Below are 19,473 nucleotides of genomic sequence, written 5' to 3' on the forward strand. Positions count from 1 at the left end.
ATGCTTTTAATGCCGCGCTATTGTGGCATTGCCCAGTCCAGATACACCGCCTGAACATCGGTCGCCATGATGTATAAATCGGCCCCCAGTTCCCGCGCGAGCAGTTTGCTGGATAAGTCTTTGTCTATTACGGCTTCGACGCCTTTTAGATGATGATCCGCGTCATACATGGTAGGAATTCCGCCACCACCACTGGCAATAACGATGGTGTTTTTTTCTAATAACCAACGAATCGGACGAATTTCAAAAATACGCTTTGGCAAGGGCGACGCCACGACTCGACGCCATTTTTTGCCGTCAGATTTTATCGTCCAGTTATTGTCTTTGGCGAGTTTATTGGCTTCCGCTTCTTCGTAAACAGGACCAATAAACTTTGTAGGATGGTTAAACGCCGGATCTTTTGGGTCGACTTCTATCATGGTTAAAAGCGTTGCCAATGGTCGTTCTGCGGGAACGAGATTGCCCATTTCTTGTTCTATCATGTAACCGATCATACCCTCAGTTTCGGTACCGAGAACATCCAGCGGATAAAGCTCATCCGGCTTATAGGCGTTGCCTTGCAATGCTAACAAGCCGACTTGCGGGCCATTGCCGTGAGTAATAATTAACTCATTATTGATGGCAATTTTTGCCAAAGCTTGTGCTGCAATTTTAATGTTCGCACGCTGAGCTTGCGCCGTTAATGGCTCGCCACGTTTCAACAAGGCGTTACCACCCAAAGCCACGATATTCAATCGCATCGAACATCCTACCCAACACTCGAGCGGTGTCTTTTATGGATTCTTTCTTACCGATTTGCGAACCAGAAGGGCCTAAATAAGTGATCTGAGTTCCTTGATCAAACGACGCCACTTCAAATGCACACAGAGTACGAGTTGAGGACTTCTCAAAAATCAGACAGATGTTCTTGCCCTTCAAGCCCTGCTGTTCCATGCCTGAGTACTTTGCACGCTTTAAATCGCGGGACAAGTATTGGCGGCAATAACGGTCGCAAATGGATTAATGGTGGAACCAAGCGTTCCTATGCCAGCACCCAACAAAATAATGCCCACCACCACGACCGAGTCGTAACCTGCGGCGATCATCACTGGAATCAACAAGGCATAAAATGCCAGCGATTCTTCCGCCATTCCATAGGTGCTGCCGCCGATAGCAAACAGCGACATCAGAATCGGAATCATCCATTTTTCATGGCCTTTAAGCTTCACCATTGCGCGGGAAATGCCCGTATCAATCGCACCGGTTTTGGTGACGACACCTAAGAACCCACCAATGATTAACACGAACAAAGCCACATCAATGGCCGCTGCTTCGTAACTGTCTGGATTATAAAAACCGGCAATCGGTGCAAGGAAAACAACCACACCTTGCGGGTTTGAATCCACTTGCTGATACGTACCGGGAACCGGTACTTCCTTACCCAGTGTCACGTTTTCGACGCGGTCATACTGCCCTGCTGGCACCACCCAAGTACCAGCTGCTACCAAAGCGATTAGCAAAAACAGAATGGTATAAGCGGTTGGAAATTTAAATGTCATTGTTAACGTCCCGTCCAAAACGAAATGCTTTCAGAATAAAAGCCTCGAAGAGCTGGCGCTCACTCTACATGGCTTGTTTCAGGCTTGTATGTACGCCAACACACAGAGGCGATTGATCCAAAAATAGCGGACAAATAAGCTCTGTTCGCAAACGCACTGACGAGATGAATTAATAGGAATAGGCTTTGGTCAAATCTAAATCAACAAAACGGATTTCATTATGACTAAAAAAATGCAAGCGGCTGTCGTCGAACAATTCGGCGAAGGCCTCGTTCTTAAAGAAATGGACATTCCGACTCCAGGTCCAGGGCAAATTTTGGTTAAAACCGAAGCCTGTGGGGTCTGTCACACCGATTTGCACGCTGAAGCGGGCGACTGGCCAGTAAAACCCTCTCTTCCGTTTATTCCCGGTCATGAAGGCATCGGGATTGTGGTGGCATTGGGCGAAGGCGTTACCGCGGTAAAAGAAGGCGATCGTGTCGGTGTGCCTTGGCTCTATTCTGCCTGTGGTCACTGTGAACATTGTCTTGCTGCTTGGGAAACCGTGTGTGGCGAAGCCGAGTTCGGCGGCTACACCAAAAACGGCGGTTTCGCTGAATACATACTCGCTAACCCAAATTACGTGGCTCACATTCCTGCTGGCTTATCTGCCACAGAAGCTGCACCGCTGATCTGCGCGGGCATTACCACTTACAAAGGCCTTAAAGAAACCAAAGCGCATCCAGGCGATTGGGTAGTTATTTCGGGTATCGGTGGCCTTGGTCATTTGGCGGTTCAATACGCTAAAGCAATGGGCTTGCACGTTTGTGCGGTTGATATTGATGATAAAAAGCTCGAACACGCCACCCAACTTGGCGCGGATGCAGTGGTCAATGCCAAACAGGAAGGTGCAATTGAGGCCGTGGTCAAAGCAACAGGCGGCGGTGGTCATGGCGTATTAATCACAGCACCTTCACTGATTGCTTTTAATCAAGGGGTTGCCATGACACGTAAACGCGGCATTTGTGTATTGGTTGGTTTGCCACCGGGTGAATTCCCAGTGCCGTTATTCGATGTGGTTGCTAACTGCGTCACCATTCGCGGCTCGTTCGTGGGCACACGCCAAGATATGGCCGAAGCATTAGCCTTTGCCGCCGAAGGCAAAGTAAAAGCTGACATTGAGCTACAGCCATTGTCTGCCATTAACGATGTCTTTAAACGTCTGGAAAACGGTGATGTTCCGTCAAGAGTGGTCATTGATTTCGCAACGATTTAATAAATATTTGAGTTCATCTTTCTAAATAGATAGGAGACTAACCATGCCATTCAATGATTATTATAAAACCTTAGAAGTTGAACTCACCGCATCGGCGAAAGAAATAAGAGAGTCTTATCGCAAACTCGCCCATAAATATCATCCAGATATTTCTGAGCAAACGAATTGCGAACCCTTGTTCAAAGAAATTACCGAAGCCTATGCGGTACTCAAACCAGTAAACAAACAATCAGCTCACAGAAGCTCGTCAATGAATGATGTAATCACACTAAAACATCATTTCAGATGAGCGAATCAGGCTGACTTTTTAGGCAATGCATAGGGCAATAAGCGATCCGTTTCTGTTTTCACCACGTCGTAACATTCGCAGCTCAATTCTTCAAGTTTTGATCTGTCTAACACGGTGATATGACCTCGGTGATAATCGATCACCCCGAGCTTTTGCAATTTTCCTGCGGCTTCGGTAACACCTTCACGGCGCACGCCTAACATATTGGCAATCAATTCTTGGGGCATGGTGAGATGGTTATCGGGCAAACGATCAAGTGACAATAGCAACCAGCGACACAATTGCTGGTCAATCGAATGATGACGATTACAGACAGCGGTTTGCGCCATTTGCGTGATCAAGGATTGCGTATAGCGCAGCATCAGTTCTAGCAGCTTACCGTGGCGATTAAATTCTTCCGTTAACATACTGCCTTTTAGGCGATACGCATGTCCCGCGCTTTGCACCACCGCTCGGCTCGACGTACTTTCGCCGCCCATAAACAAGGCAACGCCAATCAAACCTTCATTGCCCACCACGGAAATCTCGGCAGACGCGCCACTCTCCATGACGTAAAGCAAAGAAACGATGGCATCAACAGGAAAGTGTACATAGGCCAGTTTGCCACCCGCTTCGTATATCACCTGCCCTAATTCCAGTTTTTCCAACTCAAGAAAAGGAAATATTCGCGTTTGTACTTCCTCAGGAAGCGCAACTAATAAATGATTCTGTAACGGCGAAAAAGTCGTATCGATTGCATCATGCATAAGATAATTCTTAAGTTTTTTTCAAGTGAAAATCAGGTCGCAATAAAGCGAGAGAATGACATATTCATCTTTTTGCTACTCAAAGTTCTGTGCGCTAGCGAACACACTACTCTTTATTTTATGAATTACTCACTGAAATCATGATCTAAATTCTAACTTAACGCATTAAATCCAGATAAAACATCGGATAACTCTTCATCGATGTCACTTTGACGCAGACGGTGAAAGGTTTGATTGAGGTTTTCTTGTATTTCATCGATGTTTTTTTCGGCTCGCTGCATGGCGGCAAGTCGGCTGGCGTTCTCACTGGCAAGCGATTCCGCACAGGCTCGAAAAAGACTAACAAACAGATATTCACGTACAAAAGAACGACGTGTTTGATCTTGATCTGGCATCACTTCCACAAGGTTATTACTTGGCCAATCAATCGCTACAAGCTCTTGTTGCCAAGCCGCGTCCAAAGGCAAAAGTTGCTGACTCACGGGGCGAGAAACCGAATTGACCTCTGGTTTATGATGAAACAAAAATACTTGGTCAATCAGTCCTTGATCTCGTTTTGCTTCCAGTTCGATTAAAATCTCGCCTACCAAAGCCGTAATCGTATTGATCGAATGAGGTAACTCAAAGCTTGCTTCGGTCTTTAAATCCGTCTCTATCAAGCGAGACTCAACCCGCTCGCCTACGGCCCAAAGCATTTTATTACCCGATAATTTTGCCAAAGAATCGACCACAAACTCGACCATGACTTCATTGAATTGGCCGACTAGACCTTGATCCGAGCCAAATACAATCGCGCCGATGGCGGGTGCATGTTTCTGAGATCGATTAACGATCACCGCAGGCTGCTCTAATTGGGTACTTTGCGACAAACACGCCGACAATCCCAATTGCACGTTTTGATAATAATCATCCAGCGAATGCACGGCTTTTTCATATTGACCAATGCTCGATGACGCAATGGTTTTCATACTGCGCACTACAGATTCTAAGTCTTGTGCGCTGGTAATTTTGTGACGCAAACTGGCGATACTGTCTGTCATCTTGGCTCACCTGAATCTGTGTCAGTGTTAAAGGTTTCAAGCGCTTGGCGTGCAAGTTCTAAAATCACGGTTTTATCTTCTTTGCTTAATTTGTCGGTGCTTTCTAAACGCTCAACCATATCATCAGTAATACTAGCGGCGGCATCCCGAACGGCTTGCTCTGCGGCGGGCATATTGTCTAAGTCAATGTCATCAAACAAATCTGCAGTCAAGGCGACTAACACGGCGATTTGCTCCGCCATAGACACGGGCGCAAATTCAGGCTGCTTCAAGCAGGCTCGAATGCGTCGACCATGTTCAATGATTTTCAGCGTATCGTCGTCTAACCTCGCGCCAAAACGCGCGAAGGTTTCTAGTTCCTCGAACTGGGCATAAGCCAATTTAAGGTCCACCGTCACGCCTCGATACGCGGCTCTTTGCGCTTTACCGCCCACACGAGACACTGATTTCCCTACATCAACCGCGGGTAAAATGCCCAGCTCAAACAACCCCGGCGAAAGGTAAATCTGCCCATCGGTAATAGAGATAAGATTGGTCGGAATGTACGCCGAAATATCCTGCGCTTCAGTTTCGATAATTGGCAACGCCGTCAATGAACCGCCGCCGAGTTCCTCACTCAGATGGGTCGCTCTTTCTAACAAGCGCGAATGAATATAAAAAATATCACCGGGAAAGGCTTCTCGCCCTGGTGGACGACGCAACAACAAAGACAATTCACGATAAGCGCGAGCGTGATGCGTCAAATCATCGTAGACAATCAGTACATCACGGCCCTGTTCCATAAAATATTCCGCGATGCTGGTCGCGGCATAAGGCGCAACATAGGCCAAGCCCGGTGGCTCGTTGCCTTCTGTCACTACCACAACCGTATATTCCATCGCGCCTTGTTCGCGCAACGTGGCAATAACTTTGGCAACACCAGACGCGCGCTGACCAATAGCACAATACACACACAAAACGTTTTTGCCACGCTGATTGAGAATCGTGTCCATGGCAATCGCTGTCTTGCCGGTTTGTCGGTCGCCAAGAATCAATTCTCGCTGCCCGCGTCCCACGGGTATCAAGGCGTCAATTACCTTAATGCCCGTTTGCAACGGCACACTCACGCCAGCTCGATCCATAATGGCTGGCGAAGGTCGTTCGATGGGCAAACGCTCGGTAGTTCCCAGATTGCCCTTGCCATCCAAAGGTTTACCGATTGGATTAATAATACGGCCAATCAAGCTATCACCAACCGGCACATCGACCACGTGACCAAGCCGTTCGACTTCATCACCGGCTTGCAAATGCCAGTATTCGCCAAGCAACACCACGCCAATTTCGTCTTCATCGACATTAAACGCGATGCCATAAATGTCACCGGAAAAAAGCAATAACTCGTCGTAGCCAACATTGGGCAAGCCAGATACTTTGGCAATCCCCGTGGCGACACTGGTAATCTTGCCGATTTCTCGTAGTGACAAAGCGGGTTCGAAGGATTCCCGAGCCTGTTTTAAATCAGCAAATAACCCGTCAAACATCGACATCATGAAGCCTGCTCTTGGCTTTTCTCAAGCTCAGGGCTTTGATCTTGAACGGCATTATGAGAAAGCATCACGTCATTGACTCGCTTGGTCAGCGTGGTCAGGTAATCAGCGATGCTCCAGCCAATTTTCTGGCCGTGGGAATTGATCTCAATCCCGCTAATCAAGTGAGCATCCGTGGCAAATTCAATCGCCACACCATCGCCCAATAAGCCATGTAACGCCTTGGTAATCTGGATGCTTTGTTTTTTAGGCAGATCAAACGCCGTATGCACGATTAATGCTTCAGTCGACTCTTGAAAAGCCGTTTGCAAACTGGTCTTTTCAGCGTCCGTTAATGCGTCTAAACGCTTCACAAAAACATCGGCCATACTGGCTTCCAAACTGGTGCCAGCCAGATCACTAAGCGCTTTGCGGACGATAGCAAACACTTCTTCTCGTGCTCGTTGACTTAGGGAATCTTTCAAACTCAGTTGTTCGTTTTTAAGCGCCAGCTCTAGTTTGTTGCGCAGCGCGTCGGACTCTTGTCGCACTTCTTCAAGCAATCGCGTCCGCTCGGCTTTCACTTCCTCGCAGACTTTGTTCATCTGCGTCGTACGTTGTTGGTCGAATTCCGCGTTCTTTTGTTGGAACGCTTCACGCTGTTGTTCCGCCTCGGCTCTTTTGCTATCGGCGTCGGCCAGTTCATCTGCAATGCGTTTTTCACGAGCGTCAATCGTATTCAGAATAGGACGGTATAAGAAATGCTTAAGCAACCAAACGAGGACCAGAAAATTGATCAGTTGCGCAATGACGGTAAACCAATCGATCAGCATAATTTATTGGCCTGCCGCTTGAGCAATGCCGTAATTCCAAAAAGGATTGGCGAATAGCAAAATCATCGATACGACAAAACAATAAATCGCCGTCGACTCGATCATCGCCAAACCAACAAACAAGGTTCGCGTAATCGTCGCCGAGGCATCCGGTTGTTGAGCTAAAGAGGTTAACGCCGTCGCCACCGCTTTACCTTCCCCTAATGATGGCCCGATTACACCGATGGCAATTGTTAGCCCTGCCGTAATAATCGAAACCATTGCAATCATTGTCATGCTGTCCATAGTTACTCCGTAAATGTTCATAGGTTTGATTCGTTTGTTTTTTGGGTTTCTGGTTGTTGAGCGGCTTTTTTCTGCGTTTGTGTTTTGGAGGAGTGAGTCGCCGCGGCGATGTACACGGTGGCGAGAATGAAAAAGATGTAAGCCTGCACAATGCCCGTTAGCAAACCGAGCAAGGTCATCACAATCGGAAATAAGAACGGTGTAATAGTCAGCAGAATCGCGATGATCATCGCACCACTCATCATGTTGCCGAACAATCGCACCGCCAACGCCAAGGTCCGCGATACTTCGCTGATAATATTAAACGGCAGCATAATGATGGTCGGCTGAGTATAGGAAGACAGATAACCACCCAAGCCCGTTTCCTGAATACCAAACAAAGGCACCGCAACTAACACACACAGAGCCAACGCTGCTGTGGTAGAAAGCGAACCTGTTGGTGGTTCAAAGCCCGGAATAATGGTGCCAAGAGCAGACACGGCGATAAACAAAAATAAGGTTCCCAGAAAACCGATGTATTTTTGCGGTTGGCTTAAACCTACTTCTTCGATTTGTTTATTAATGGTGATCACCACCACTTCTAGTGCATTTTGCCAGCGCGAGCGTTGCAAATTGTTGGACAGATTTCGAGTAATTAGAATCGACCCAACCACCAGCACTAACATCACCAACCAAGTAAACACTATGGTGGCATTAAGCTTTAGAAAACCCATTTGCCAATACACAATTAGATCTGGAGTCAGGTTCATAAACGCTCTTCTGTGTGAGAATGTTTTTCTTTAAGGGTATGAATCGGCTTGATAATGACTGGGTTGTCTTTCAAACGAATCAGCCGAGTCGCGAACAAACGCAAGATTATGAAGCCAAGCAAACCTAACAATAATTTCTGCCAATCATTGCCCAGAAACACATAAAAACTCACCATCACGACACTGATTCGAAACAACATGCTGAACAAAAACAAAGGCGCGACCACGCGACTGGAACCCAATCGGCGCACTGTCCACCACAATCCTGCAAAATAAAAAATCCCTAATAGCACGCCAACCAAGATTGCATAGGCAACGCCACCCCAAAAGTTGTCACCAAAATCAATTAACATCATCGCTGTCCTCCGGTTGGTGAATGTCTTTGTCTTCTTTTTGCACCCAATGCCACGCATTGAAGCAGCCTAAACACAGGCCCAAGACCAGCAACGCCAGCGTCCACGAACGATCACTTGGGTAAGTATCATCCAACCAAATGCCCAACGCCGCGCCAAGCACAGTTGGAATCGCAACCGACCAGCCAACCAAGCCCATCATCCCCAAACCAGACCAAACGGTTTTAGTCACATGTCGCTGTGCTTTTAGCTTACGCGCCGCGACCGAGCCCACTTGCTTGCTGTAGTTATTCTTCGCTTTCTGATTTAGAGAGCGATTTAGATTGCCCTCTAAATTGCGCTCCGTTTTGGGCGCGCTTTTGTCTTCATCATCGTCTTTCATGACACACTCGCATCCTGCTTAAACGCCACTAAACGCTGAACAAAACCGCTTTCCATCTTGGTCAATGCCGAACGCATTTTTTGCTCCTGCTCATCAAGCTGAATAAACTCGTCTTCCAGGGCATGACGTAAATCTTCTAATCCCATGCCATTCATGGCGTTACGCACGGAAATCCGCACATCGGCTCCAGCTTTCACCAACACGCCTTCATCAACAGCGATATAGGCTTCTTCTTCGCCTTCCACTTCAACCACTAAAATGCCCGCCGACAAAGACGCCACACAATCCAATCGATTCGGTAAAATACCAAACGCCCCTTTTGGCGTGGTTGCGACGATTCTCAGCACTTTTTTTTCTTCGCTAAATACTTTATGAGGCAGTAAAACCTTAAGCGTCATGTAGGCTTGTGGCATTTTCGTCCTCCTCGGCTTTTGGTTTATCTTCTGTTTTTGGTTGTGTTTTATCGTCTTCTTTTGGTTTATCTTCCGAGGCTTGCTTGCTTTTTTTATGGGCTTCGTCAATCGCGCCAATCATGTAAAGCGCGCTTTCCGGATAGTCTTCAAATTCATCTTGTAAAATCCGTTCGCAGCCATCTAAGGCATCATCAAGACTGACCAATTTTCCAGACATGCCAGTAAACTGTTCGGTGGTAAAAAATGGCTGAGTGAGAAAACGCTCTAAGCGACGAGCACGACCGACGACTTTGCGATCTTCAGGTGAGAGCTGCTCCATGCCCAGCATGGCAATAATGTCTTTCAATTCGCTGTATTGCGCCAAGGTGCGACGAATCTCTTGCGCGAGACCGTAGTGGCGTTTACCAATAATGCTCGGCGTCGCCATTTTGGAACTGGACTGCAAAGGATCAATGGCGGGATAAAGCCCTTCGCTGGCGCATTTACGGGATAACACGATGGAAGCGGAAAGGTGAGAAAAAGTATGCACAGCAGCAGGATCGGTAAAATCATCAGCAGGCACATACACCGCCTGAATCGAGGTAATCGCGCCGCTGCCGGTATTGGCAATGCGCTCTTCGAGTTGAGACAACTCGGTGCCCATGGTTGGTTGATAACCCAAACGTGCGGGCATTTGCCCCATCAAACCAGACACTTCCATGCCCGCTTGAATGAAGCGAAAAATATTGTCCACCAGCAGCAAGACATCACGGTGTTCGTCATCACGGAAATATTCCGCCATGGTCAAGGCGGCATGACCGACGCGAAAGCGCGCGCCCGGTGGCTCGTTCATTTGACCGAACATCATCACCATGTTGTCCAGCACACCTGCTTCTTTCATCTCGCGATAAAGTTCTTCACCTTCTCGACAACGCTCTCCGATGCCGCAAAAGATACTTACGCCCGCGTGTTGGCCGACCATGTTATGAATCATCTCAGTCAGCAAAACGGTTTTGCCCACGCCCGCGCCGCCGAACAAGCCGGCTTTACCACCACGCTCTAATGGCATTAAGACATCGATCACCTTGATGCCCGTTTCGAATACTTCGGTCTTGGTGGAACGTCTTGCTAACGGTGGCGGCTCGTTATGAACCGAACGCCATTCAACGTCGGTCGGCGCGTCTTTTTTATCAATCGTGTTACCGAACACATCAAACATACGCGACAAAATTCCTTTTCCCACGGGTGTTTGTAGTGGCTCGCCAGTGTCTTCCACTGGCATACCACGAGCAAGTCCTGGCGTCGGTGTTAACGCAATACCGCGCACCCGCTGATCATACAATTGGGAAGACACTTCGATAGCAATGCTGCTGTCTTTGCCTGTACGTAATAAAGTACGAATCGGAGGCAACTGATTGTCTGACGACATATTGTCAAAGTGGATGTCCACGACACTGCCGCGAATCGAGGTCACGGTGCCGATGTTTTGAGACGTAGTGGATGGCATAGGCTTCGAAAAATCCTTGATCTAAGAATGGAGACAGAGAAATGCCAACACAGTGTAATAAAAAAGCCTTTGTTCGCTCTGTGCACTAGCGAACAAAGGCACGGTTTACTCGTGATATTTAACGGATCGTCATGACGCACATTGCGCCAAGATGCTTCGCTGGTGATGAGTTGCCCTGTCATCTTCCAAGCGACCCTGTGATGGTTTTCACGCCGGTTTGCAGTAGTCGGTCAATCACGCCCATAACAAGATGAAAATGTTTCCAGCGTTAACACAACATCACAACAGGCCATCCACCACGTCCGTTTGGTTATGTCGATTTAAACCTATGTCGTTGCCCGCCTGCTGCCGGATGAATCAATTAAGGATCGCTTCCTTCAACAAAAATAGGTTTACCACCATAACCGCGCAATAACTGTTCTAACTCTTGGTGACTGATTTGAACCAGAACTGTTGTGCACGTAGATAGAATTTTGACCGGGCGTCGTACCCAAGATTCGTTTGATATCGGCAAGCAGCAAAGGCCGCGACAATAGCGGGTTATCGTGAAGGTAAATTTGACCAACTGACTATGGCAGAAATAATAGAGTTAAAATCGTGGCTTTAGGCTTAATAAGGGGGGGTGATCATTTATAACGCGTATTTATTTAAATGCACACCAGATTGAATGCTTTTATAAAATCTATTGTGATAATTTATACTGAAAAGCCTTATTATAGAAAGGTATGTATTAACTGTGCCATGTAAATAACAAATTTAATATCATAATTTGGATAGGATTTACTTAAGAGGATTTTATTAACATCAACAAACTATTAACCGTTTAAAAATGGCGGAATGGACGGGACTCGAACCCGCGACCCCCTGCGTGACAGGCAGGTATTCTAACCAACTGAACTACCACTCCAACACATTGTGCGTTTAACGTCTCAACAGACGTACTTTTTACATCAGCAAGATGGTGGGTGTGGAGGGGTTCGAACCCCCGACATTCGCCTTGTAAGGGCGACGCTCTCCCAACTGAGCTACACACCCGCTCGTAAGTTTTACATCCTCTGAGAGGAAGATGGCGGAATGGACGGGACTCGAACCCGCGACCCCCTGCGTGACAGGCAGGTATTCTAACCAACTGAACTACCACTCCAACACTTAACATCACATGTTGTCACAACACGGTCAACAAACAATTAGTACAACTCGCTAAGCAAGATGCCCTTCACTTGAAGACGGAGCGTATAATACATCAACCAAAAGTAATGTCTAATCTTTTTTTGAAAAAATTCAATTTTTTATTAGAAACAAGCATTTAACCAAGTCTGCGGTGTATTTTAGACAACCCATATTGTCAAGAACCTCGATTAACGATGAAAAGACGCGACTTCACTTTTTGATAAATAGCGCCACTGCCCAATATCAAGATCAAGGTTAATTTCGCCTATCTGTTCGCGGTGCAAACCGACCACTCGATTTCCAACAGCCGCAAACATACGTTTCACTTGATGAAACCTACCTTCGGTAATGGTTAACAGCACTTCTTTGGGGGCTACTTGCTCAAGCTTGGCTGGTCGCGTTAGCTCTGACTCCCCTTGAAGCAAAAGACCATGTTTGAACTGCATAATTAAACCATCAATGGCTTCTAAAGGAATCGCTCTCGACAGCTGGACACGATATACCTTGCAACAATCGCTACTAGGCTGTGTGACAGCAAAAGACCAACGCCCGTCATCGGTAATCAACACTAAACCGGTGGTGTCTGCGTCTAAACGACCGGCAATATGCAGTTCAGAAACTTTATCGACATTAAGGTGGTGAAATAGAGAGGGATACACTTCGTCGATATTAGAGCAAACGGTACTGGCAGGCTTATTCATCACTATATAACGAAAATCGCGCGGTGTTAGCCTGACACCATTTAAAAGCACTGTATTGTTCTCATGCACTTGCATCGACTCATTCGTTGCGGTTACCCCATTCACGAGAACAGCACCGCTACAGATACACTGAACGGCTTCTTGTCTGCTCAACTCGGTACTTTTACAAACAAACTTATCAAGACGCATAAAAACGGATCCACGAATAAAAAAATGCACAGGCCAGCGTAAAGCTGACCTGTGCCATTAACACGCAACATGTTAAACACTTTTAAGAAAAGATCACGCCTTTCTTCAATAGAAAGCAGCCGTAACCTCTCCCTTCTCCAGTCACAACAAAAGCGTAGGCTTTTTTTGCCGCGTCATAAAAAGCGAAACGCTCTAACGACCCCATTTCCGCATTGTCACTGTCAGCGGCTTTTAGTACAGCGGCGAATTCTTGCTGCACTTCTGGCATCACAGATTCGTCTTCGCCTACCACTTGCATACGAGTCACAGGCTGCTCAACAAAGGTATCCAACGGCAATACCGATAAAATTGCCTTAGCCGCTTGAATGACGTTCACGCCATCTAAACGAATAACTGGTTTTCCAGCCGCCATCGAAGCCGCTGGAAAATTACGATCGACCAGAACGATGTCATCACCGTGCCCCATGGTGCGTAGCACGTTCAGTAATTCACCACTTAGCAAAGGATCTATATTTTTTAGCATGTTTTTTCCCTAATCACAGATAGGCTGAAAGCAAATATTGATAATCTATTTTTGCTGCACGATAGCGGCTTTATGCTGTAAGCGGCTTTGCTTTTGGTCGATGATGACAGCAAGAATAATCACCACCCCTTTAATGACCATTTGCCAAAATTCGCTCACGCCCATCATCACTAAGCCATCGGCCAAAATACCAATAACGAAAGCGCCAATCAGCGTCCCCATAATGGTGCCGCGACCACCAGCCAATGAAGTTCCACCCAATACCACGGCGGCAATGGCGTTCATTTCAAAAGAGACACCCGTTGCTGGATGACTGGCCACCAGTTGTGAAGACACCACAATGCCCGCAATCGCTGCACAAAAACCAGAAATGGTGTAAACCCAAACTTTGACGCTACGCACTTTCACACCAGACAATTCGGCAGAATGTTCGTTATCCCCAATGGCAAACACATGACGGCCAAATTGCGTTCTTTTGGCAATGTAGGCAATCACAGCGGCAAGGATAAACATCATCCAAATGGCGTAAGGTAAACCCAAAAGTTTCGCAGATCCAATTAACTCAAACCCCGTATTGCCCAGCTGTTCATTACCGGATAAACCCGTAAAGGTTTCACCGCCAGACAACAACATGGACGCACCACGCACAACATACATGGTGCCCAAGGTACAAATAAAAGGCGCGACGTTATAACGGGTGATCAAAACACCGTTAACAGCGCCTATCAAACCACCAATAACCAAAACGATAGGCACAATCAGCCAAACACTAGGAAAAATAGCGATGCCAAACATTGGCAAGACGATTCCCTTAGTAATCAGCCAACCCGCGACCATGCCACAAAACCCCAGAATCGCACCAATAGAAAGGTCGATACCTGCGGTGATAATGACGAAGGTGATACCAAGTGCCAAAAAGGCGTTGATGGCGATGTGCTTCACCATGATAACCACACTACTCGGTGCCAAGAACCCAGGCACCATAAAGGTGAAGAAAGCGAGGATTAAAAACAACGCAATAAAGGTACGCATTTTTAACGCCAGTAATAACAGACTCTCGCCAGAGAAAACCGACGATGGTTGAGATGCAATATTTTGAGAAGTTTTCATATTAAAGTCCTTGCGCGCTTGCTGACACAAGTGCAGATTCTGTGGCTTCAGATCGAAGTATATTGGCGGTTAGTTTGCCTCCGGACATCACCAGAATGCGATCAGAAACCGCCATGATTTCTTTCAGGTCAGAGGTTGAGAACAATACCCCTATTCCCTGTTCTGAAAGTGTCACCATCATGTTAAACACGTCGCCTTTGGCACCGATATCGATGCCGCGAGTCGGCTCATCCAATAACAACACTTTCGGACTGGTTAACAAAGTTCGACCAATCACCACTTTTTGTTGGTTACCACCGCTCAATGCGCGTATTTCAATATCAGGAGACGATACCTTGATGGATAAATCGCCAATGGCGGACGTCACCGCCTCGGCTTCGGCTTTTTCATCGATGGAAAAACGATGTTTAAGTCGACGCCACAAGCTCGAAATCGTCATGTTATTGCTCACTGACGAAATGGGGAAAATGCCGTTCTTTTTTCGATCTTCTGGTACCAAACAAATGCCCAATTTAATGCGTTCACTGGTGTCCATGTTGCCAGGCACTTTATGCCCCGCAATCTCCACCTCGCCTGAGTATTCTTGCAAACCCAGTAAACATTCCATTAGCTCGGTTCGACCTGCGCCCATGAGTCCATACACGCCCACAATTTCACCGGATTTCACATTCATCGACACGTCATCAACCAAGGTAAGACCCATTTCGTTGATCAGCTTAATGTTTTTGACATTGAGCACCGGCTCGCCAAATTCACGACCTGGTTTTAAGAAAGTAGACACAGGATCGCTACCCAGCATTTCTCTGACGATCCACGGCACATCGATGTCTTTGACCTGCGCTTCAGACTGGAAATGCCCATCGCGTAAAATCGCAATGTAATCACCAATCGCCATCAGCTCTTCTAAGCGATGGGAGATATAGATGATAGAAACACCTTGAGCGGTTAAATCTCGAATCACTTTGAACAGCAACTCGACTTCGGTTTTACTCAACGCCGAAGTGGGCTCATCCAAAATCAGCACATCCGCTTCATCGGCCAAGGCTTTGGCGATTTCAATCAACTGCTGCTGACCAACTTTCAAGTTAGACAGCAATTCAGATGGCGCGATGTCTTGATCAAGACGTGCCATTAGCTCAGCAGTCACTCGGTGTTGCTCCGCTGTGTCTAGCGGCATCAGGCCATGCTGTTTTTCTCGTCCCAAGAAGATATTTTCTGCCACCGTGAGATTACCAAACAGGTTCAGCTCCTGGTGAACCATACCAATACCTTTGGCGGCGGCATCACGAGTATGCTGAAAAGACACGGCTTCATCGTTTAAATAAATGGCGCCTTTGCTTGGCTGCTGAACACCGGCCAGAATTTTCATCAAGGTGGATTTACCCGCACCGTTTTCACCTATGATGACGTTCACCTTGCCACGATAAACTCGGTAATCCACTTCGTTTAACGCGATCGTGCCTGGGTAAATCATGGAGATTTTTTCAGCGCGAATGACGATGTCTGCGTTAGCTTGGCTCATCATTTGCCTCCACGAGTAATCTGCATTGGCACAGCGTCACTGATGACATTTTGATCTATGGTAATTGCAGCAATAACAGAAGCTGTTTCACCGACCCAGCTAGCATCGGGCTCACCAATAGCCGCCATGGCGCGATTATTAAACTCTCGGGAGATTTGAGCGAAACGAATCTGATTTTTGAAATCATCAAACAACACATATTGAGAGGCATCACGAATCGCATTACCTTTGATGATGCGGCCAACTTGTAAGTCGATATCGGTCTCGCCTACTTTCAGCTTAACCACGCCTTTCATTTTGCCTAAATCCACGCTTTCGATGGTGCCATCTAAACGCACAAAAAAGCTTTGCTTGGTGTTAATTTGCTGCGCATCCAACTGGGATTTAATACTTTCCCACGGGGTGAATGCTTGTGTTGCTTCAGGCAAGACTTTTGGCTGCCAAAGCTGATCGGCTACTTCCGACAAAGTAAAGTCTGCAAAGCTAACCACGGCATTTGGATCTTTAGGGATAATAGGATTGCCTTCAGCATCTAAGTCCGTAACAGTACAGGCTGTCAGCAGATTAAGGCAGGCAATAAGCCCGATACAGTGAAAGAGTTTTTTATAAGACATAATGATACCCAAGGAGCCGGAACAACGAGTACGTCATTCCGGTTCTGGTGATTATTGTTTTAGGGCGAAATTGCTTAGGTGTTTTGCATTGGAACTATCGATCAACACACAGTCCATTAACTGCTTCTCAGGCAATCCAGTTGAACCCGTACGGATGAATTGATCGGCTTGTTCCACTACACGCTGCGCTTGTGCGTAAGCAGGCTGCATAATAGTTGCTTTGATGTTGGAACCTTTTAAGATCGAGTCGCGCGCGTAATCTAAGCCATCAAAACCTATAATGAAAACATCGTTACGGCCCGCTGCTTGTAGCGCGGCTTCTGCTCCCAAGGCCATAGAATCATTACCTGTGAACACGCCTTTAATGTTTGGATTCGCTTGTAAAATCGACTCCATACGACTAAACGCTTCGGTTTGACTCCAGTTGGCAGACTGACGAGCTACCATTTTGAGCTCTGGGAAGTTATCAACGATATCATGGAAACCTTCACTACGTACTTGCGCGTTAGTGTCGGACTCTGGCCCTACTAGCTCAACGTATTCACCGCCTTCGCCCATTAATTCTACAAACTTCTCACCAGCAAGCTGAGCGCCTTGGAAGTTATTCGATACGATTTGCGTGACAGCGATACCGGTTTTATTGATTTCACGGTCGTACAGAAAAGCTGGGATTCCGGCTTTTTTCAAACGCTCTAGTGATCCAATACTGGCATCTGCGTCCGCATTATCCAAAATCACCGCTTTGGCTTGACGTGCAATGGCTGTTTGTATCAATTGATTTTGCTTATTCAAGTCTCCGTCATGAGATGCCACCAGGGTGTCGTAACCTAACTCCTTCGCTTTTGCATCCGCTCCTTGAGCACCCGCTTTAAAAAAAGGATTGTCATGAGAAGGGGTAATAATGGCGATCAAGCCATTGCTAGCTAAAACGCTGGTGCTGGCTAAGGTTAGCAAGGTTGCAGCAAGGCAAGATTTCAAGAAGGTTTTCTTTTTCATGGTCTGTCTCCGGTATGCTTATTTTTATTAAAATACATCGAATAGCAAACGATTGCGTAATCGTTTGCTATTTTTATCGCAAGCACACGGAGCTTGTCAATGAATTCTTGACCAATTATAAAAAAACTATATTTATCATACAGTTAAGAAGAAAAAAGTAGGAATATCTGATGTAATTTAACGACAAACAATCAAGCAACTGAATTATATGGACTTTTCTATTCGAAAAGACTTCCAACAAGCCCTATTCTCAATCTTAAAACGCGTTTTTCGTCTAAAATCGAGCAGAGAGCTCAACAATCTGAAAGGAAAATACACAGAAAATAACAAGACATCGGCGCTATCTTGTCAAAACAGCAGCGACCGACGAACGAACCACTAGGTTGGGCTCCAACATAATCATCCTGCCCTCTTGGCGTGGATTTTCAATCCGCTCAATCATGGTACTGATCGCTAACTCGGCTAATTGCTCTTTAGGTTGATTGATAGTGGTTAAAGGCGGGCTAAAATAGGCAGAATACAGACAGTTATCATAACCAATGACAGACAATTGCTGCGGGATCTTAATACCAGATAACTGCGCTTCGCTCATGGCCCCCATTGCCATGGCATCATTACCGATAAATACCGCACTCGGCAAATTCGCACAAGATAACAGTTGGCGCATCCCTAATTTACCGCCTTCAAATTCGAAATCAGACTCAATCACCCAGTCGTCTTGAACGCCCAGATTTGCTTGCTCCATAGCCTCAATAAAACCGTCCAAACGCTGCTTCGCAGGCAACTTTTCTAACGGACCACCAATGTAGGCAATGCGTTTATGACCTTGCTCTATAAGGTGCTGAATGGCCAGATGCGCGCCTTTTACCGAGTTGTCTTGAATGCGATCAACATAGTCATCAGAGGGACCCCAATCCATTACCACCATAGGCAAATTACGCTGGCCGATCAAAGAGCTAAACAACGAGTCGTCATAGGCGGAACACATGACCAAAATGCCATCAACACGTTTTTGCGTCAGCATTCGTAGATAAGAATTGGTTTTTTCGAGCTCGCCATCGGTATTACAAAGCACAAGATTGTAACCTTCTCGATAACAACACTTCTCGACTTCGTTGACCAATTCAGCAAAAAAGGGATTCAAGGTGGTGGTGACTAACATACCAAGGCTTTTGGTATTTTTTACCTTTAAGCTGCGAGCCACGGCACTGGGCGCATAGTTGAGCTCCTCAGCGGCTTGGAGAACCCGTTCTTGTGTCGCTTTCGCCACAAAGCGCGTTTTATTCAAAACATGAGAGACTGTGGTAGTTGATACTCCAGCCAGCAACGCAACGTCTTTGATAGTCGCAGACAAACTTATACTCCCTTTTGATCTATCTCAAGAAGAAACCAAAACATCAAATTCTATAAAAAAACACATCAAATTCAATCTCAGTAGAAAATACAAAAACTCAGCACTAAAAATACGCTTAACAAATTTGTTAAAGTACAAAACTGAATTTTTTAACTTTCGTGACTAATGAGTTTAAACTAAAACACGGATCTTGATTTAGATTAAAAAGGGGCTTTTTAAGAATCTTCAAAAAAACATAAAAGATAATAAGGAATTTTATTAGGACAGAATAGTAGCATACGCGAATAGTAAGCTTTATAAGGATACGACATCATATTGATGTGAGATTAAGGCTTATATTTAAGAAATATAATAATAAACTTTGATTTAAACCATACTTAACAGGTTAAGTAATGGCGGAATGGACGGGACTCGAACCCG

The 19,473-nt window shown here is 46.3% G+C and carries 21 protein-coding genes, 3 tRNA genes and 1 pseudogene; 2 read left to right on the top strand and 23 right to left on the bottom strand.

Translation table 11 applies throughout. From position 1 onward, the window contains the following. Positions 1-17 precede the first annotated feature (17 nt). The 3 genes and pseudogenes from EBI00_RS15030 to EBI00_RS15040 form a co-directional block, all read right to left on the bottom strand. Entirely contained in the window at positions 18-740 is a 723-nt protein-coding gene (locus EBI00_RS15030; RefSeq protein WP_241557061.1) for a carbamate kinase, read from the bottom strand. After that, positions 715-969, bottom strand: a pseudogene (locus EBI00_RS15035) (ornithine carbamoyltransferase); the annotation flags it as partial. The gene EBI00_RS15030 and the pseudogene EBI00_RS15035, both read right to left, overlap by 26 nt. Continuing rightward, entirely contained in the window at positions 954-1,538 is a 585-nt protein-coding gene (locus tag EBI00_RS15040) for a hypothetical protein (protein WP_241557062.1), read from the bottom strand. The gene EBI00_RS15040 and the pseudogene EBI00_RS15035, both read right to left, overlap by 16 nt. A gap of 220 nt (positions 1,539-1,758) precedes the next feature. Between EBI00_RS15040 and adhP the strand changes: the two genes are divergently transcribed. Beyond that, positions 1,759-2,793, top strand: a complete 1,035-nt coding sequence (gene adhP, locus EBI00_RS15045; RefSeq protein ID WP_123096758.1) for an alcohol dehydrogenase AdhP — start codon at positions 1,759-1,761, stop codon at positions 2,791-2,793. A 43-nt stretch (positions 2,794-2,836) separates the two neighbouring features. After that, positions 2,837-3,082 (top strand): DnaJ domain-containing protein, encoded by a 246-nt coding sequence (locus EBI00_RS15050; protein WP_123096759.1) that lies wholly within the window; start codon positions 2,837-2,839, stop codon positions 3,080-3,082. Positions 3,083-3,087: 5 nt separating this feature from the next. Here the strand turns inward: EBI00_RS15050 and EBI00_RS15055 are convergent, their stop codons facing one another. From EBI00_RS15055 to EBI00_RS15155, 20 genes are all read right to left on the bottom strand, one after another. Then, complete coding sequence (locus EBI00_RS15055) at positions 3,088-3,828, bottom strand: Crp/Fnr family transcriptional regulator (RefSeq protein WP_123096760.1); 741 nt, start codon at positions 3,826-3,828, stop codon at positions 3,088-3,090. 152 nt (positions 3,829-3,980) lie between these two features. Continuing rightward, a complete protein-coding gene (locus EBI00_RS15060; protein WP_123096761.1) occupies positions 3,981-4,868 on the bottom strand; it encodes a F0F1 ATP synthase subunit gamma in 888 nt (295 codons plus the stop codon). Beyond that, complete coding sequence (locus EBI00_RS15065) at positions 4,865-6,397, bottom strand: alternate F1F0 ATPase, F1 subunit alpha (protein WP_123096762.1); 1,533 nt, start codon at positions 6,395-6,397, stop codon at positions 4,865-4,867. The genes EBI00_RS15060 and EBI00_RS15065 overlap by 4 nt, the downstream gene beginning before the upstream one ends. Then, positions 6,394-7,206 carry a F0F1 ATP synthase subunit B family protein gene (locus EBI00_RS15070; protein WP_123096763.1) on the bottom strand — a complete coding sequence of 271 codons (813 nt, stop codon included), beginning with the start codon at positions 7,204-7,206 and terminating at the stop codon, positions 6,394-6,396. The genes EBI00_RS15065 and EBI00_RS15070 overlap by 4 nt, the downstream gene beginning before the upstream one ends. Positions 7,207-7,209: 3 nt before the next feature. Then, entirely contained in the window at positions 7,210-7,491 is a 282-nt protein-coding gene (locus EBI00_RS15075) for a F0F1 ATP synthase subunit C (RefSeq protein ID WP_067217971.1), read from the bottom strand. Positions 7,492-7,508: 17 nt separating this feature from the next. Continuing rightward, positions 7,509-8,240, bottom strand: a complete 732-nt coding sequence (locus EBI00_RS15080; protein WP_123096764.1) for a F0F1 ATP synthase subunit A — start codon at positions 8,238-8,240, stop codon at positions 7,509-7,511. Continuing rightward, entirely contained in the window at positions 8,237-8,596 is a 360-nt protein-coding gene (locus EBI00_RS15085) for an N-ATPase subunit AtpR (RefSeq protein ID WP_241557063.1), read from the bottom strand. The genes EBI00_RS15080 and EBI00_RS15085 overlap by 4 nt, the downstream gene beginning before the upstream one ends. Beyond that, positions 8,583-8,975, bottom strand: a complete 393-nt coding sequence (locus tag EBI00_RS15090; RefSeq protein ID WP_123096766.1) for an AtpZ/AtpI family protein — start codon at positions 8,973-8,975, stop codon at positions 8,583-8,585. The genes EBI00_RS15085 and EBI00_RS15090 overlap by 14 nt, the downstream gene beginning before the upstream one ends. Next, positions 8,972-9,388 (bottom strand): F0F1 ATP synthase subunit epsilon, encoded by a 417-nt coding sequence (locus tag EBI00_RS15095; protein WP_123096767.1) that lies wholly within the window; start codon positions 9,386-9,388, stop codon positions 8,972-8,974. Before EBI00_RS15095 ends, EBI00_RS15090 begins: the two co-directional genes overlap by 4 nt. Then, the gene (gene atpD / locus EBI00_RS15100) at positions 9,363-10,874 is read right to left on the bottom strand and encodes a F0F1 ATP synthase subunit beta (RefSeq protein ID WP_123096768.1); all 1,512 of its coding nucleotides are present in this window, start codon (positions 10,872-10,874) and stop codon (positions 9,363-9,365) included. Before atpD ends, EBI00_RS15095 begins: the two co-directional genes overlap by 26 nt. An 830-nt stretch (positions 10,875-11,704) precedes the next feature. Further along, positions 11,705-11,781 (bottom strand) — tRNA-Asp (locus EBI00_RS15110). A 52-nt stretch (positions 11,782-11,833) separates the two neighbouring features. After that, positions 11,834-11,909, bottom strand: a tRNA-Val gene (locus EBI00_RS15115). A 32-nt stretch (positions 11,910-11,941) separates the two neighbouring features. Then, a tRNA-Asp gene (locus tag EBI00_RS15120) sits at positions 11,942-12,018 on the bottom strand. Between the two features lie 214 nt (positions 12,019-12,232). After that, complete coding sequence (locus tag EBI00_RS15125; RefSeq protein WP_123096769.1) at positions 12,233-12,934, bottom strand: pseudouridine synthase; 702 nt, start codon at positions 12,932-12,934, stop codon at positions 12,233-12,235. An 82-nt stretch (positions 12,935-13,016) separates the two neighbouring features. After that, on the bottom strand, positions 13,017-13,457 hold the full coding sequence (locus EBI00_RS15130; RefSeq protein WP_123096770.1) for an RbsD/FucU family protein: 441 nt from the start codon (positions 13,455-13,457) through the stop codon (positions 13,017-13,019). Between the two features lie 45 nt (positions 13,458-13,502). Next, a complete protein-coding gene (locus tag EBI00_RS15135) occupies positions 13,503-14,567 on the bottom strand; it encodes an ABC transporter permease (RefSeq protein ID WP_123096771.1) in 1,065 nt (354 codons plus the stop codon). A gap of 1 nt (position 14,568) precedes the next feature. Then, positions 14,569-16,092, bottom strand: coding sequence for a sugar ABC transporter ATP-binding protein (locus tag EBI00_RS15140; RefSeq protein WP_241557064.1), 1,524 nt, complete (start codon positions 16,090-16,092; stop codon positions 14,569-14,571). Further along, positions 16,089-16,703: a DUF2291 family protein gene (locus EBI00_RS15145; protein ID WP_123096773.1), complete on the bottom strand. Its 615-nt coding sequence runs from the start codon at positions 16,701-16,703 to the stop codon at positions 16,089-16,091. Before EBI00_RS15145 ends, EBI00_RS15140 begins: the two co-directional genes overlap by 4 nt. Before the next feature lie 51 nt (positions 16,704-16,754). After that, complete coding sequence (locus EBI00_RS15150; RefSeq protein WP_123096774.1) at positions 16,755-17,699, bottom strand: D-ribose ABC transporter substrate-binding protein; 945 nt, start codon at positions 17,697-17,699, stop codon at positions 16,755-16,757. A 340-nt stretch (positions 17,700-18,039) separates the two neighbouring features. Continuing rightward, positions 18,040-19,053 carry a substrate-binding domain-containing protein gene (locus EBI00_RS15155; RefSeq protein ID WP_123096775.1) on the bottom strand — a complete coding sequence of 338 codons (1,014 nt, stop codon included), beginning with the start codon at positions 19,051-19,053 and terminating at the stop codon, positions 18,040-18,042. Positions 19,054-19,473: the final 420 nt, after the last annotated feature.

Source organism: Marinomonas hwangdonensis (assembly GCF_003721245.1).
Taxonomy (GTDB): Bacteria; Pseudomonadota; Gammaproteobacteria; order Pseudomonadales; family Marinomonadaceae; genus Marinomonas; species Marinomonas hwangdonensis.

What these genes read in the sequence shown, in the direction of transcription:
- EBI00_RS15030 (WP_241557061.1), bottom strand. Translation starts at nt 740, where the DNA reads ATGCGATTGAATATCGTGGCTTTGGGTGGTAACGCCTTGTTGAAACGT.
- EBI00_RS15040 (WP_241557062.1), bottom strand. Translation starts at nt 1,538, where the DNA reads ATGACATTTAAATTTCCAACCGCTTATACCATTCTGTTTTTGCTAATC.
- adhP (WP_123096758.1), top strand. Translation starts at nt 1,759, where the DNA reads ATGACTAAAAAAATGCAAGCGGCTGTCGTCGAACAATTCGGCGAAGGC.
- EBI00_RS15050 (WP_123096759.1), top strand. Translation starts at nt 2,837, where the DNA reads ATGCCATTCAATGATTATTATAAAACCTTAGAAGTTGAACTCACCGCA.
- EBI00_RS15055 (WP_123096760.1), bottom strand. Translation starts at nt 3,828, where the DNA reads ATGCATGATGCAATCGATACGACTTTTTCGCCGTTACAGAATCATTTA.
- EBI00_RS15060 (WP_123096761.1), bottom strand. Translation starts at nt 4,868, where the DNA reads ATGACAGACAGTATCGCCAGTTTGCGTCACAAAATTACCAGCGCACAA.
- EBI00_RS15065 (WP_123096762.1), bottom strand. Translation starts at nt 6,397, where the DNA reads ATGATGTCGATGTTTGACGGGTTATTTGCTGATTTAAAACAGGCTCGG.
- EBI00_RS15070 (WP_123096763.1), bottom strand. Translation starts at nt 7,206, where the DNA reads ATGCTGATCGATTGGTTTACCGTCATTGCGCAACTGATCAATTTTCTG.
- EBI00_RS15075 (WP_067217971.1), bottom strand. Translation starts at nt 7,491, where the DNA reads ATGGACAGCATGACAATGATTGCAATGGTTTCGATTATTACGGCAGGG.
- EBI00_RS15080 (WP_123096764.1), bottom strand. Translation starts at nt 8,240, where the DNA reads ATGAACCTGACTCCAGATCTAATTGTGTATTGGCAAATGGGTTTTCTA.
- EBI00_RS15085 (WP_241557063.1), bottom strand. Translation starts at nt 8,596, where the DNA reads ATGATGTTAATTGATTTTGGTGACAACTTTTGGGGTGGCGTTGCCTAT.
- EBI00_RS15090 (WP_123096766.1), bottom strand. Translation starts at nt 8,975, where the DNA reads ATGAAAGACGATGATGAAGACAAAAGCGCGCCCAAAACGGAGCGCAAT.
- EBI00_RS15095 (WP_123096767.1), bottom strand. Translation starts at nt 9,388, where the DNA reads ATGCCACAAGCCTACATGACGCTTAAGGTTTTACTGCCTCATAAAGTA.
- atpD (WP_123096768.1), bottom strand. Translation starts at nt 10,874, where the DNA reads ATGCCATCCACTACGTCTCAAAACATCGGCACCGTGACCTCGATTCGC.
- EBI00_RS15125 (WP_123096769.1), bottom strand. Translation starts at nt 12,934, where the DNA reads ATGCGTCTTGATAAGTTTGTTTGTAAAAGTACCGAGTTGAGCAGACAA.
- EBI00_RS15130 (WP_123096770.1), bottom strand. Translation starts at nt 13,457, where the DNA reads ATGCTAAAAAATATAGATCCTTTGCTAAGTGGTGAATTACTGAACGTG.
- EBI00_RS15135 (WP_123096771.1), bottom strand. Translation starts at nt 14,567, where the DNA reads ATGAAAACTTCTCAAAATATTGCATCTCAACCATCGTCGGTTTTCTCT.
- EBI00_RS15140 (WP_241557064.1), bottom strand. Translation starts at nt 16,092, where the DNA reads ATGATGAGCCAAGCTAACGCAGACATCGTCATTCGCGCTGAAAAAATC.
- EBI00_RS15145 (WP_123096773.1), bottom strand. Translation starts at nt 16,703, where the DNA reads ATGTCTTATAAAAAACTCTTTCACTGTATCGGGCTTATTGCCTGCCTT.
- EBI00_RS15150 (WP_123096774.1), bottom strand. Translation starts at nt 17,699, where the DNA reads ATGAAAAAGAAAACCTTCTTGAAATCTTGCCTTGCTGCAACCTTGCTA.